Genomic DNA, 13,963 nt, shown 5'->3' on the forward strand with positions numbered 1-13,963 from the left:
CACCGATCCCTGTGGGAGCCGGGCTTGCCCGCGATAGGGCCAGCCCAGGCGCTAGAGATCTATCAGAAGAGCACCTTCGCCACATCCGCAAACCGTTTGGCAAAGTGCACCGTCATGCCTTCCTTCAAATAATCCGGCAACTCCTCAAAGCTGCCACGGTTGGGCTCCGGCAAGATCAACTCGTGAATCTTCTGGCGCCGCGCCGCAATCACCTTCTCGCGCACCCCGCCAATCGGCAGTACATGCCCGGTCAAGGTCAGTTCGCCGGTCATCGCCACGCCTTTTTTCGGCGGTTGGTTGCGGGCCAGGGACAGCAACGCACTGGCCATGGTCACGCCAGCACTCGGGCCGTCTTTGGGGGTGGCGCCTTCCGGTACGTGCAAGTGCACGAAGGCTTCATCGAAGAACTTCGCATCGCCGCCAAACGACTTAAGGTTTGAACTGATGTAGCTGTAGGCGATTTCGGCGGACTCTTTCATCACTTCACCCAACTGCCCGGTGAGCTTGAAGCCGCGGTTGAGCGTGTGGATGCGCGTCGCTTCAATCGGCAAGGTGGCGCCGCCCATGCTGGTCCAGGCCAGGCCGGTAATCACGCCGGTGCCGGACAGCACTTGTTCATTACGGAACACGGGCATGCCCAGGGAGCTTTCCAGGTCCTTGTTGCCGATCTTGATCACCGAGTCCGGTTCATCCAGCAGCTTGACCACCGCCTTGCGCACCAGCTTGCCCAGTTGCTTCTCCAACTGACGCACGCCGGCCTCTCGCGCATAACCGTCGATCAACGCGCGCAAGGCACCATCACTGATGGTCAGGCTGTTTTTGGCCACGCCGGCTTTTTCCAACTGCTTGGGCCACAGGTGGCGCTTGGCGATGGCGACTTTTTCTTCGGTGATATAGCCCGACAGGCGAATCACTTCCATGCGGTCCAGCAACGGGCCCGGGATCGAGTCCAGGGTGTTGGCGGTGCACACGAACAGCACTTTGGACAGGTCCAGGCGCAGGTCCAGGTAGTGGTCGAGGAATTCGACGTTCTGTTCCGGGTCCAGGGTTTCCAGCAGCGCCGACGCCGGGTCGCCCTGGAAGCTCTGGCCCATCTTATCGATCTCGTCGAGCATGATCACCGGGTTCATCACTTCCACGTCTTTCAACGCCTGCACCAGCTTGCCGGGCAGGGCGCCGATGTAGGTGCGCCGGTGGCCCTTGATCTCGGCCTCGTCGCGCATGCCGCCGACACTGAAGCGATAGAACGGCCGCCCCAGGGATTCGGCGATGGACTTGCCCACACTGGTCTTGCCCACGCCCGGCGGGCCCACCAGCAACACGATGGAACCGGCGACTTCGCCCTTGTAGGCGCCCACGGCGAGGAATTCGAGGATGCGGCTCTTGATGTCATCCAGGCCCGCATGGTGCTTGTCGAGCACTTTGCGCGCGTGCTTGAGGTCGAGTTTGTCTGCGCCGTACACGCCCCACGGCACCGAGGTGGCCCAGTCCAGGTAGTTGCGCGTGACGGCGTATTCCGGCGAACCGGTTTCCAGGATCGACAGTTTGTTCAGCTCTTCATCGATGCGCTTCTGTGCCTGGGCCGGCAACACCTTGCCTTGCAGGCGCTGTTCGAACTGTTCGACGTCGGCGCTGCGATCGTCCTTGGTCAGGCCCAGCTCCTGTTGGATGACCTTGAGTTGTTCCTTGAGGAAGAACTCACGCTGGTGCTCGCCGATCTTGCGGTTTACCTCGGCGGAGAGTTCTTTTTGCAGGCGCGCGACTTCTACCTCTTTGCGCAGCATCGGCAGCACTTTTTCCATGCGCTTGAGCATGGGCACGCAGTCCAGCACTTCCTGCAGCTCATTACCGGTCGCCGAGGTGAGGGCGGCGGCGAAGTCGGTAAGCGGCGACGGGTCGTTGGGGCTGAAGCGGTTGAGGTAGTTCTTCAACTCTTCGCTGTACAGTGGGTTGAGGGGCAGCAGTTCCTTGATCGCATTGATCAGCGCCATGCCGTAGGCCTTGACCTCATCGGTCGGCTCGCTGGGCTGGTGCGGGTATTCAACCTCCACCAGGTACGGTGGGCGGTGGTGCTTGAGCCAGGTCTTGATGCGCACGCGGGTCAGGCCCTGAGCCACGAACTGCAGCTTGCCGTTCTCGCGGCTGGCGTGGTGCACCTTCACCAGGGTGCCGTACAGCGGCAGGGCGGAGGTGTCGAAGTGCCGTGGGTCATCGGGCGGCGTGTCCATGAAAAACAGCGCAAGGGAATGGTGGTCGGATTTGCTCACCAGCTCCAGGGTTTCGGCCCAGGGTTCTTCATTGACGATCACCGGCAACACTTGGGCCGGGAAAAACGGCCGGTTGTGGATCGGGATGATGTAAACCTTGTCCGGCAGGTTTTGCCCAGGCAAGGCCAGGCCAGTATTGGACGAGGGGGCTTCAGCGTTTTCGGGGTCGGCGTAATCGTTGAGGTCGTAATCTGGAAATTCTTGCTGGTCGCTCATGGGGCACCTGCATCAGTAAGTATGCAGGTTAGATGGGGCGGGGTTGCGGTGGTTTCAATGGGGCGGCGTCGTTAGCAACAATTTGCATGAAATAACGGGAGAGGCGCGGTCAATGTGCTTTATGCCTCTGCTTTTCGAAATGATCGTCAATAATGTGACAGCGAAGCCCAGCTTTTATTGGGTTTACTTATCCCCAGTCCCAGCTAACCTGCTTTAATAAAATTCCCCATAAAAAAGGATGTTTTTTTGACGCCGGTTAGCAGTCGGCAGGGACGCGTATGACACCAGGAAAGCACGGCCAAGAGCGACGAGCACGGCCCGAGGGCGCGGCCATGCACTGGCGCCACACGTTTCAGACCCGTATTGCCGGGGTGTTGGCGCTGTTGCTGCTGGTGGTCGTGGCCGCCACCTATTTTGCCGTCAAGGCCGCCACCACTCGCGCGGTGGAGAACCAGGCCGACGTGCAGCTGAACACGGGGCGGCAGGTGTTCGAGCGCCTGCTGGACCTGCGCGGGCGGCGCTTGCAGTACGGGTTGGACTGGCTCACCGCCGATGGGCCGTTCAAGCAGGCGGTGGCCGGTGGCCGCACGGTGCCGATCTTGGACGCGCTGGGCACCCATGGTACCGGGGTCAGTTCCAGCGAAGTGGTGGTGCTGGGCCTGGATGACCGGGTCATGGTCAGTACTCTGCTGGTGCAGACGCGCGGCCAGCTGTTCCCGTATGCCGATGCCTTGCGCAAGGCGCGGCGCAGTGGCCAGCAAATGTTGATCGTCGCCATGGCCGGGCGCCCCTATCTGCTGGTGCAAAAGGATGTGCTCGGGCCTGTGCCCATCGCCCGCGTGGTCATGGGTTTCCCCATGGACACGCAATTTGCCCACGAGCTGCGTTCCATGAGCAACCTGGAGGTGTCGTTCCTCAGTGTGCAGGACGGCCATCTCGGTCAGCTATTCACCACCCACCCTGGCAATTGGCGCCCAAGCATCATCAGCCTCTTGCATGGCACGCAGGTCGATCCTGAGGCGAAGATCCAGCTGTTCCATGGCCAGCGTGTGCTCAGCCAGGTGTTGCCCTTGGCCAATAGCGGCGAGGGCGATGAAGTGCGCGTGTTGCTGCAAAGCCCGCTGGACCATGCGCTGGAATCCTTCGCGCCGCTGGACCGGCAGTTCATGGGGATTGCCCTGGCGGTGCTGCTGGTCTCGCTGGCGGTGGCGTTATTCCTGGCGCGGCGAGTGTCACGCCCGCTCAATGCGCTGGTGCAAGCCGCTGAACGCATCGGGGCCGGTGACTACCGCACCCCGGTGCGGGTGCGCAGCCACGACGAGTTCGGCCTGCTGGCGCGTGCGTTCAATGCCATGCAAAGCGGCATCGCCCTGCGTGAGCGACAGTTGGCTCACAATGCCTTGCATGACCCGCTCACCGGCCTGCCCAACCGCGCCCTGGCCATGGAGCGCCTGGGCAGTGCGATCAGCGCACGGCGGTCGGTGGTATTGCTGTACGTAGGCATTGAAAACTACCGGGTCATCAACGAAGGGTTTGGCCCCGAAGGGGTCGAGCATATGTTGTGCGAGGCCAGCCGCTGCTTGTCCAGCAGCCTGTTGGCCAGCGACACTGCGGCGCGCATCGCCGGCAGTGAGTTTCTGTTGTTGTTGGAAAACACCGAGATCGACTCTGCCGTGGCCCGCGCCGACCAGTTGCATGGGGCGTTGACCGAACCCCTGCGCATCGGCAATGACGAAGTGCGCCATGAGGTGAGCATCGGCATCGCCGCGTACCCTGCTGACGGGCAGCAGGTGGAAGAATTGATCAACCGCGCGGCCATCGCCCGGCACGACGCGGCCAACCTGCCGGGGCATTTGCAGATCTACCAACCGGACCGCGACCTCGCCCACCAACGCCAGATCACCCTGATCCGCGATTTGCGCCGCGCCGTGATCGAAGGCGAGTTGTTCCTGTGCTACCAGCCCAAGCTTGACCTGCGCCGCGGGCACGTGAGCCAGGCTGAAGCCTTGTTGCGCTGGCAACACCCGACGCTGGGGCAAGTGTCCCCCGCAGAGTTCATTCCCCTGGCCGAACGCACCGGCAGCATGGGCGCGCTAACGCTATGGGTGATCGAGGAAGCCATCCGCCAGATTGCCGAATGGGCGCAGCGTGGGCTGGTTATCCAGCTGTCGGTGAATATCTCCGTGAACGACTTGGCGGATGATGACTTGGCGATTCGCGTCACTGCGCTATTGGCCCAATACCACGTGGGCGCCGAGCATTTGATTTTCGAGATTACCGAGAGCGCCATCATGCACAACCCGCAGCAGGCCCTCAGCGTGCTGGAGCAGCTGCGCAATTGCGGGATCAGCCTGTCGGTGGATGATTTCGGCACCGGTTACTCCTCCCTCGCACAGTTGCAGCGCCTGCCGGTGCAAGAGCTGAAGATCGACCAGTCCTTTATACGCAACCTCGACAGCACCAGCGGCGACGGCGTGATCGTGCGTTCCACCATAGAGATGAGCCATAGCCTGGGGCTCAAGGTGGTGGCCGAGGGCGTGGAGTTCGAACACAGCCTCACCCTGCTCAAACGCTGGAACTGCGACACCGCCCAGGGCTACCTGATCAGCCGGCCGCTCAATGCCATGGCGTTCGAGCGGTGGATGCGGCGTGAACGGGTGCCTACTTAGACCAGTGTCTGCAGTCGCGCCCACAACCTTTGGACATGCTGGCGTTCGGTGCCCAGCGCGCCGATGGATACCCGCACCATCCAGCGCTCATCGAGGAGGGCGGGGGTGACGTAGGCATCGCCTGACTGGTTGAGTTTTTCTGCCCAGGCTCGGGTGTGAGTATCCAGGGCCTGGCCTGCCAACCCCGGCGGTTCATGGCGAATGCAAAGGGTTTGCAAGGCGGGCGTGGCCACCAGTGTCCAGTGCTCAGTGGCTTCAATCTGCTCTGCCAGCCAGCGCGCATTGGCCAGGTCTCGCCGCAGCCGCGCTTGCAGGCCGCTGACACCTTGCTCGCGTATCAGGAACCACAACTTCAAGGCGCGAAAACGGCTGCCCAGGGAAATCCGCCAGTCACGGTAGTTTCGCACTTGGCCGTCTGCGCTGGACTGCAGGTAGCTCGGGTTGGTGGTCATGATGCGAATCAAATGCTCGGGGTCACGTACAAAGTACACCGAGCAATCGAAGGCCGCGCCCAGCCATTTGTGCGGGTTGAGCACCAGCGAGTCAGCCTTTTCGATGCCATCCCACAGGGCCCGGCATTCCGGCAGGATCATTGCCGCGCCAGCCATGGCCGAGTCCACGTGCAGCCACAGGCCGTGGCGTTGGGTGAGGTCGCCAATCGCATCCAGAGGGTCGATCGCCATGGCAGCCGTGGTGCCGGTGGTGGCAATCACCACGCAGGGTGTGTTGCCAGCGGCCAGGTCCTGTTCGATGGCCTGCGCCAGTGCCTGGGGCGACATTGCATTGTGTGCATCGGTGGCGATGGTGCGGATATGGTTCTGGCCGAACCCGGCCAGGATCGCCGCCTTGTTGACCGAGCTATGGGCGTGGGCTGAGGTGTAGACGATCAGGGGCGCGCCGCTGTTTTGCAGGCCGTTGTGCATCAGCGCGTAATCGGAGCTGCGTTCCCGGGCGCTGATAAGCGCCACCAGCGTGGAGGTGGACGCCGAGTCCTGGATCACACCGCTCCATGAGCTGCCCAGGCCGAGCATGTCGCGCAGCCAATCGGTGGTGACTTCCTCGATTTCGGTGAGGGCCGGGCTGGATTGCCAGGACAACCCAATCACACCCAGGCCGGTGCTCAGGCAATCGCCGAGCACTGAGGACAGTTCCACATTGGAAGGGAAGAACCCGAAGAAACTGGGATGCTGCCAATGCAGCAAGCCGGGCATGATCAGTTTTTCGACGTCGCCCATGATTTGTTCGAAGGGTTCGGCGGTGTCAGGCGGGCTGGCCGGCAGGGCGGCTTTGATCTCGCCAGGTTGGGTGGTGGGCTGCACGCCGCGTTGTTCGATGTTCTGTCGGTAGTCTGCAATCAGGTCGATCATGGCATAGCCATGTTGGCGGAATTCTTCGGGGGTCATAGATAAACGTCCATGTGCACGAGCAGTAAAAGTATTAGCACCAGAAGTAAAACGGTTCACCGGGTGTATAGCCGATAAACGACTGCATGCTGACGCGTTTTCCCGAATCGAACCCGCAGATGGCGTGGGGGCGGCGGGTATTGATCAGCACCAGTTCGTTCTGGCGTGGGCGGATGCGCAGCGGTTTTTGTAAACACTGTTCGGGCAGTTGGGCACCCTCGAAGCGCTGGACTTGGTCATAGCTAAAGGCTTGGGTATCCCAAATGATTAACTCGCCTCCCGCAGGCGGCGTTTGAAGATAGATATTGGCGCTGAATTGATGCTGCAACTCAGCGATTGAGCGGGGCAGGCAATCCACATGGGGCACCGTTTCCGAGAGGTGCGCCGTCTCCGGGAACATGACGCGTATGATCCCGCAAAACATTGGTTGGCCCTGGAACGCAGCGGCTGTTGCACCTTGCGGCCAGAGCGCCTGGAACTGTTCCATCAGTTGTTGAATGGGCGGCTTTTGCGGCGCACAGAGGCTGTCGATAAGGCCGCGCATACGGGCGGCGTCTGCATAATATTTTTCTTGGGCATCACTGCCGGCGGCCTTGCCGTACGTGGAGTTGAACGGGGTGCCCCAGCGATGCACACCATAGAAGTGCTGAACCACGCGCCCCTCTTCGTAGGTTTCATGGCCGTAGTGTTCCAGGGTGGCGGTGCCGTCGATAGCCTGAATCAACCGTGCGCTGGTGTTCGCACTGGCAAATTCAGGTACTCGAATGGCGAGCACTTCACCACTGATGAGTTTTTTCAAACTGGCAGTGTTGAGGTGTTCAAGTTCCAGGATTTTTGTGGGTGTGGAAAGAGTCGGTTTTGTCGCGACATGGTCCGTCATGCAGTGAAGCTCCCTTTAAAGTTTTATCCGTACGCCTTTTGTATTACGCAGGGCGTGCGCACTAAATTAGCTTTAAAGGGCAGAGGGGAAACCGCGGGGGCATTTTCGGCAGGCAAAAAAAAGCGGCTGCCCATTCGGGGCAGCCGCCTTTTCTACCGCCAGTGTTACTTAATCTGGCAGTTTGAACGCCATTACATAATCACCCTGCTTGGTCCCCAGGGAACCGTGACCGCCCGCCATGACCAGCACGTATTGCTTGCCGTCCTTGCCGGTGTAGGTCATCGGGGTGGTTTGCGCGCCTGCAGGCAGGCGGCCTTCCCACAGTTGCTTGCCGTTTTTCACATCATAGGCACGCAGGTACTGATCCAGGGTGCCGCTGAGGAACGCGACGCCACCAGCGGTGGTGAACGTACCGCCCAGGCTAGGCACGCCCATGGTCAGCGGGATTGGAACCGGCGAGCTGTCACGCACGGTGCCGTTCTTGTGCATCCAGATGGTCTGGTGGTTGGTCAGGTCGACCGCCGCCACGTAGCCCCAGGCCGGTGCCTGGCATGGCAGGCCCATCGGCGACAGCAGCGCTTCAAGGATCACACCATACGGCGCGCCTTTGTTTGGCTGCACGCCCTCGGTTTCGCTGACGCGTGGGCCTTGCTTGGCGATGTCAGCGGCCGGGATCAGCTTGGATTTGAACGCCATGTAGCTTGGGTTCACGAAGGCGATCTGGCGCACCGGGTCAACCGAGATGCCGCCCCAGTCGAACACGCCGAAGTTGCCTGGGTACACGATCGAACCTTGCAGCGACGGCGGCGTGAACGGGCCGTCGTAGCGCATGGATTTGAAGTCGATCCGGCACAGCATCTGGTCGAACGGTGTCACGCCCCACATGTCGCGTTCTTTCAACGGCGGCGGCATGAAGTTCAGGTCGGACTTGGGTTGGGTAGGGGAGGTGCGGTCGCCCGCGACTGCGCCCTGTGGCACCGGGATTTCATTGACCGGCACCACGGGCTGGCCAGTGGCACGGTCCAGCACGTAGATGCTGCCTTGCTTGGTCGACGCCATCACGGCCTGCTTCACGCCCGCAGCGGTCTTGATGTCGATCAGCGAAGGCTGGCCGCCCACGTCCATGTCCCACAGGTCGTGGTGGGTGAACTGGAAGGTCCACTTCACGTGGCCGGTGTCGATGTCCAGGGCGGTCAGGCCCGCGGCGTACTTCTCGGACTCATCGGTACGGTCGCCGCCGTACTGGTCGGGCATCTGGTTGCCCATCGGCAGGTAGAGCATGCCGAGTTTTTCATCCACGGCGAACATGGACCACATGTTCGGCGAGTTGCGGGTGTAGGTCTTGCCTTCGGCCAACGGTGTGGTGTCGTCCGGATTGCCGCTGTCCCAGTTCCACACCAGCTTGCCGGTGTGCACGTCGAACGCACGGATCACGCCGCTTGGCTCGTCGATGGAAACGTTATCGGTCACGTGACCGCCGATCACGACCAGGTTCTTGGTCACGGCCGGTGGCGACGTGGAGTAGTAACCGCCTGGGGCGAAGCTGCCGATGTTGGCACGCAGGTCGACCTGGCCTTTGTCACCGAAGTCTTCGCACATCTTGCCGGTGTCGGCGTTCAGGGCGATCAGACGGGTGTCGGCGGTCGGCACGAAGATGCGTTTCGGGCAGGCGTTCGGTGCGGCGGCCGGGCTGGCAGTGCCAGTCGGGCTTTGCTCGGAAGCGTAGGCAGCGTCATCGTGGTACGACACGCCACGGCAGGTCATGTGCGCCCAACCTTTGAAGCTCTCAGCACCCTGGGTGGTGATCTTCGGGTCGAAACGCCAGATTTCCTTGCCGGTATCCGGGTCCAGGGCAATCACTTGGCTGTGCGGTGTGCACACGTAGAGCATGCCATTGACTTTCAGCGGGGTGTTTTCCGCGGTGGTTTCACCGGGGTCGCCTGGGCCAGGGATGTCGCCAGTGCGATAGGTCCACGCCGGCACCAGCTTGTGGGCGTTTTCCGGGGTGATCTGTGCCAGTGGCGAGTAACGGTCACCGAAGGCCGAACGGCCATAGGAATTCCAGTCGCCATCGGCCTGGGTGGGCGCAGCGCTGGCCATGCCCGGTACCGCGTCGCGGTCCAGTTGGCCGGTCTTGACCATTTCACCTGGGTTGGTGAATTGGCTGGCCAGTGCGGTAGCGCCCGCCAGCACCACGGCCACGCTCAGCGCGCCAGTGCCCAGCGGGGCCGCTTGGCCACGCAGCAACGGACGTCGAAACCACGGCAGCAGCATGACGATGCCCAAGGCGAACAGCAGGGCCAGGCGCGGTACCAGTTGCCACCAGTCCAGGCCGACTTCCCACAGTGCCCACACGGTGCTGGCGAACAACACCAGTGCGTACAAGCCCAGCGCAGCGCGGCGGGTAGCCAGCAGCAACACGCCGGTCAGGGTGATGCCGATACCGGCGAGCAGGTAGTACAGCGACCCGCCGAGCATGCTCAGCTTGACGCCGCCAGCCAGCAAGGCCAGCCCCATGATCAGCAGCAAGACGCCTAGCAGCCTGGGCAACAGGCGGCTTGGGCTTGAAGCACCATCAGTGCTCATAGTGTGTTTCTCCGTGACGTTGGAATAATTATGTAACCCCGTGCTTCACTGTAGATGACGATTCAGCACGGGCTTGGTTCATCGTTATTTTCGGGTTTTTCTGTGGATAACCGGGTTATCCACAGGCGGGCAACAGAGTCCCTGGCGCAGGTCGGTTTAAGACAGCGCTGTCTTTGCGTGCAGGGAAATTCGGCAAATGGGATCGACCCGGAGGTGAAGCGTTTCAGATTGTTGCGAAGGATAATGCGGCGGGGCGTTTTGAGAAAGGGTGAATCGCAAGATGCATCATTTCAGTTTTGGTAACAGTGACAGATAGTCGCTGCACAATCACGTCGCAGGCATGTCCCCAATGCCGATCGATCAAGCGAACGCAATGCTCAAAGCAACGAAGATCAAATGTGGGAGCTGGCTTGCCTGCGAAGACGTCGGCCCAGCAAACAGTGATGTTGACTGACCCAACGCTTTCGCGGGCAAGCCCGCTCCCACAGGGGATTAGCGGTGATGATTAGAAGGTAGTGCGAACGCCGAACTGCACGCTTCTACCTGGCGCCGGCGCGATATCGCGCAGAATCGAGCTGGCATAGCGCACGGTCTGATTGGTCAGGTTTTCACCGTTGACGAAGGCCAGCCACTGGCTACCGCCCACATTGAAGCGATACCCCGCGCTGGCGCCGAGGGTGGTGTAGCCGTCGGTGCCGCTTTCGTTATCCGGTACACGCCCTTGGCCTGCGGCATGTTCCACATCGATACGTGCTTGCCAGCGGTCCAGTTCCCACAGCAGGCCGCTGCTCATGCGCAGGGGCGCGATGCGTGGCAAGGCTTCGCCGGTGTCCAGGTTGGTGGCGCGGGTGTAATCGCCCGAGAGTTCCAGCGCAAACTTACCGTAGGCGCCTTCACCGAGCTTCCAGTGATCCTGGGCTTCGAAGCCGGCGAAACGCGCGCGCACGCCAGAATATTCGTACTCGGGAATACCGCCCGCGTCCTCTTCGCCTTCATCGTTCAGGGTACGACCCGTGCCCAACAAGCCGATGTAATTGGAGAAGTGGCTGTAGAACACGCCGAAGCTGCCCTTGTGGGTGCCGTTGTCAAAGCGCAGGGCCAGGTCGCTGGACACGGCCTTTTCTTTCTTCAGGTTGGCATCGCCCAACTCGTAGGTACCGGTGGCAACGTGGGCGCCGTTGGCGTACAGCTCGTAAAAGGTCGGCGCGCGTTCGGTGTAGCCGAGGGTGGCGGCCAGGGACCAGATCGGCGTGAGGGCGTACACCGCACCAGACGACAGGCTACCGGCGGTGAAGTTACTGCTCTTGTCGGCATTGGCAAAGCGCTCGTTGCCTTTGGCGTTCGGGTCGACGCTGGTGTGTTCCAGACGTGCGCCTAGGCTGAGTTTGAGGCGCTCGGTGGCTTGCATTTCTTCGAGGATAAACAGTGCGCCGGCGTTGGTGTCGGTCTGCGGTACGAAGGCTTCTTCGCCCAGAGCCGAGAACTCGTTGCGCGTCACTTGGGCGCCGACCACGCCATCGAATGGGCCTATCGGCTGGTGACGAGCTTCCACCCGCGCTTCATAGCCTTTGTTCTTGAAGGTGGTGCCGGTTTCGCCGCCTTCGATTTCTCGGTGTTCGTAGTCGGTGTAACCGGCGTCGAGTTTCACCGAGGTAAACGGCCCTTGCAGGTTGCGGATCTCGGACGCAAAGGCGTAGTGGTCCTGTTTCATGCGGATGCGCACATCCTGCTCGGCGGGTGAGCCGTAGTTACTGTCGTAATTGCTGTAGGACAGCCCCGCATAACCATCATCCCAAGTGTAGGAACCGCCTACCGCACCACCGTCCTGGCGCCCATTGCTGTTACCCAGGCGCCCGTTTTTGCCGGGGCCGTTTTCGCTCTCCGGTGCATGCCGGCTGCGGGCATAGCCTGGGATTTTAAGGTCGTTGAACTCGCGCGCATTGGCATCCAGGTGCAAGGCGAACGTACCGTTGCCGGCTTCCAGCTTGCCTGCGCTGCTGCGGGTGGTGTCGGCACCGCCGTAGCGCAGTTCACCCGCGCCATGGATGCCTTCAATGGCCTCGGTGGGGATGCGATTGTCGAAGGTATTGACCACACCACCGATGGCGCTGCCGCCGTACAGCAGTGCGGCCGGGCCCCGCACGATTTCAATGCGGTCAACGTTGATCGGGTCCAGTGGCACAGCGTGATCGTAAGACAGCGACGAGGCGTCCAGCGCCCCCACACCGTTGCGCAGGATGCGAATACGGTCGCCGTCCTGGCCACGAATGATCGGGCGGCTGGCCCCTGGGCCAAAGTACGAAGACGATACGCCCGGCTGCTTGTTCAGGGTTTCACCGAGGCTGCCTTTTTGTTGCAGGGTCAGGTCGTCGCCTTCCAGCACGGTGGTGGGCGAGGCCAGCTGTTCGCTGCCCAGCGGGTTGCCGGTGACCACTTGGGGTGGCAGTTCCAGGGCATGGGCCTGGGAGCCGATCAACAGGGCGGCGGCGAGGGGCGACAAGCGCCAGAGAGAAGGCAGCGACATCGGATATTCCTAGGCAAAAAGGTTGTTAAGTAAAGTTACAATATAACATCTCTTTTTTGCGAAAAAGGGGAACTTTTCCTCGCGGGCTATATTCAATCCGATGCTTCCACCTGCACGCCCCGTCGGCTAAGGTGCGCGGCTGTGTTTCCTCTTTTTGCAAAAGGCCTGGCATGACCGCGACAAGCAACGACCCGCTCCACGGTGTGACCCTGCAACACGTGCTCACCACCCTGGTGGAGCATTACGAGTGGAGCGGCTTGGCCGAGCGTATTGATATCCGCTGCTTCAAGAGTGACCCGAGCATCAAGTCGAGCCTGACCTTCCTGCGCAAAACCCCGTGGGCGCGGGAAAAGGTCGAAGGTTTGTACGTCAAGCTGATGCGTACCAAGCGCCCCCTGGATTGAAAGCATGAAGCGCTTTGTCGCGATGGCAGCCTTGGCCGGTTGGGTGGGGTTGGCGATCCAGCAATACCTGATTTTCTATTCGCGCTGGACCAGTGGCGCGAGCTTGCTGGGCGGCCTGATCAGTTTCTTCAGCTTCTTCACCGTGCTGACCAATACCCTGGTGGTCGTGGTGCTCAGCTACGCGCTGGTCAAGCGCGACTCTGGCGCCAAGCGGTTTTTCCTCGCGCCTCACATCAGTAGCGCGATAGCGGCGAGCATCGTGCTGGTGAGCCTGGCCTACAACCTGCTGCTGCGGCATCTGTGGAGCCCGCAAGGCTTTCAATTTATCGCCGATGAATTGCTGCACGACGTCATGCCGTTGCTGTTTGTGGTGTATTGGTGGCGGTGTGTGCCCAAGGGCACCTTGCGGTTCAAGCACATTGCCGGCTGGGTGATTTACCCATTGGTGTACTTCGGTTATGTGCTGCTGCGCGGGCATATGCTCGGGCAGTATCAGTACCCGTTCATGGATGTGGACAGCCTGGGTTATCCACAAGTGTTTGTGAATGCCGCGGGGATTTTGGCAGGGTTCATCGTCATTGCGCTGGCGATCATTGGCCTGGATAAGCGCTTGAAAACATCTTCGATTTAAAGTGGTCACCATCAATGTGGGAGCTGGCTTGCCTGCGATGGCGGCCTGCCAACCGGCGGCTATCTATCTGACGCCCCTCGGTCCCAATGTGGGAGCGGGCTTGCTCGCGAAGGCGGCCTGACCGCCGACCGGGATTTGAGTACATATCCTTTATTTAGGTAACGGCCACTTAGGGTTCCGCCCTGACGGCGGCTCACTTTGCAAAAGCGGCAAAGTAAGCAAAACGCTCTTGCCCCACCACTCGGCACCTCGCTTGGGCTCGGTGTGCCCGAACGCAGGCTTGAATCCGTGGGCCGCCGCCACGCGCCATCCATGGCGCGGGGCGGCTAACCCGGCGTCCTGCCGGGTTACCCACGAATTCAAGCCTGCGTTCGGCCAGCGTG

General features: G+C 61.2%; 8 protein-coding genes. 3 read left to right on the forward strand and 5 right to left on the reverse strand.

Going from position 1 to position 13,963, the window contains the following annotated elements; translation table 11 throughout:
• Window positions 1–62: 62 nt before the first annotated feature.
• A complete protein-coding gene (gene lon, locus GIW04_RS18670) occupies window positions 63–2,483 on the reverse strand; it encodes an endopeptidase La (protein ID WP_003188872.1) in 2,421 nt (806 codons plus the stop codon).
• Between the two features lie 332 nt (window positions 2,484–2,815).
• Between lon and GIW04_RS18675 the strand changes: the two genes are divergently transcribed.
• Complete coding sequence (locus GIW04_RS18675; RefSeq protein ID WP_034134817.1) at window positions 2,816–5,152, forward strand: putative bifunctional diguanylate cyclase/phosphodiesterase; 2,337 nt, start codon at window positions 2,816–2,818, stop codon at window positions 5,150–5,152.
• Here the strand turns inward: GIW04_RS18675 and GIW04_RS18680 are convergent.
• The 4 genes from GIW04_RS18680 to GIW04_RS18695 all read right to left on the reverse strand — a co-directional run bounded on the left by GIW04_RS18680 (window position 5,149) and on the right by GIW04_RS18695 (window position 12,545).
• Window positions 5,149–6,555 carry a pyridoxal phosphate-dependent decarboxylase family protein gene (locus GIW04_RS18680; RefSeq protein WP_003188875.1) on the reverse strand — a complete coding sequence of 469 codons (1,407 nt, stop codon included), beginning with the start codon at window positions 6,553–6,555 and terminating at the stop codon, window positions 5,149–5,151. The two genes, GIW04_RS18675 and GIW04_RS18680, sit on opposite strands and share 4 nt — an antisense overlap.
• 34 nt (window positions 6,556–6,589) lie before the next feature.
• Window positions 6,590–7,435 (reverse strand): 2OG-Fe(II) oxygenase, encoded by an 846-nt coding sequence (locus GIW04_RS18685; RefSeq protein WP_003188876.1) that lies wholly within the window; start codon window positions 7,433–7,435, stop codon window positions 6,590–6,592.
• 168 nt (window positions 7,436–7,603) lie between these two features.
• Window positions 7,604–10,021, reverse strand: a complete 2,418-nt coding sequence (locus tag GIW04_RS18690) for a glucose/quinate/shikimate family membrane-bound PQQ-dependent dehydrogenase (RefSeq protein ID WP_003188878.1) — start codon at window positions 10,019–10,021, stop codon at window positions 7,604–7,606.
• A gap of 505 nt (window positions 10,022–10,526) precedes the next feature.
• Window positions 10,527–12,545, reverse strand: a complete 2,019-nt coding sequence (locus tag GIW04_RS18695) for a TonB-dependent receptor (RefSeq protein ID WP_057710995.1) — start codon at window positions 12,543–12,545, stop codon at window positions 10,527–10,529.
• Window positions 12,546–12,715: 170 nt separating this feature from the next.
• Here GIW04_RS18695 and GIW04_RS18700 point away from each other — a divergent pair, with 170 nt between their 5' ends.
• Both GIW04_RS18700 and GIW04_RS18705 read left to right on the forward strand, forming a co-directional pair.
• Window positions 12,716–12,949 (forward strand): VF530 family DNA-binding protein, encoded by a 234-nt coding sequence (locus GIW04_RS18700; protein WP_003188882.1) that lies wholly within the window; start codon window positions 12,716–12,718, stop codon window positions 12,947–12,949.
• Window positions 12,950–12,953: 4 nt separating this feature from the next.
• Complete coding sequence (locus GIW04_RS18705) at window positions 12,954–13,580, forward strand: Pr6Pr family membrane protein (protein WP_120248714.1); 627 nt, start codon at window positions 12,954–12,956, stop codon at window positions 13,578–13,580.
• Window positions 13,581–13,963: the final 383 nt, after the last annotated feature.

Source organism: Pseudomonas sp. PA-4-8C (assembly GCF_021606625.1).
In the GTDB taxonomy this organism is placed as follows: domain Bacteria; phylum Pseudomonadota; class Gammaproteobacteria; order Pseudomonadales; family Pseudomonadaceae; genus Aquipseudomonas; species Aquipseudomonas lactis.

Excerpts from the sequence above, each read along its gene's own strand:
- GIW04_RS18680 (WP_003188875.1), bottom strand. The coding sequence starts at position 6,555 with ATGACCCCCGAAGAATTCCGCCAACATGGCTATGCCATGATCGACCTG.
- GIW04_RS18705 (WP_120248714.1), top strand. The coding sequence starts at position 12,954 with ATGAAGCGCTTTGTCGCGATGGCAGCCTTGGCCGGTTGGGTGGGGTTG.
- GIW04_RS18695 (WP_057710995.1), bottom strand. The coding sequence starts at position 12,545 with ATGTCGCTGCCTTCTCTCTGGCGCTTGTCGCCCCTCGCCGCCGCCCTG.
- GIW04_RS18690 (WP_003188878.1), bottom strand. The coding sequence starts at position 10,021 with ATGAGCACTGATGGTGCTTCAAGCCCAAGCCGCCTGTTGCCCAGGCTG.
- GIW04_RS18685 (WP_003188876.1), bottom strand. The coding sequence starts at position 7,435 with ATGACGGACCATGTCGCGACAAAACCGACTCTTTCCACACCCACAAAA.
- lon (WP_003188872.1), bottom strand. The coding sequence starts at position 2,483 with ATGAGCGACCAGCAAGAATTTCCAGATTACGACCTCAACGATTACGCC.
- GIW04_RS18675 (WP_034134817.1), top strand. The coding sequence starts at position 2,816 with ATGCACTGGCGCCACACGTTTCAGACCCGTATTGCCGGGGTGTTGGCG.
- GIW04_RS18700 (WP_003188882.1), top strand. The coding sequence starts at position 12,716 with ATGACCGCGACAAGCAACGACCCGCTCCACGGTGTGACCCTGCAACAC.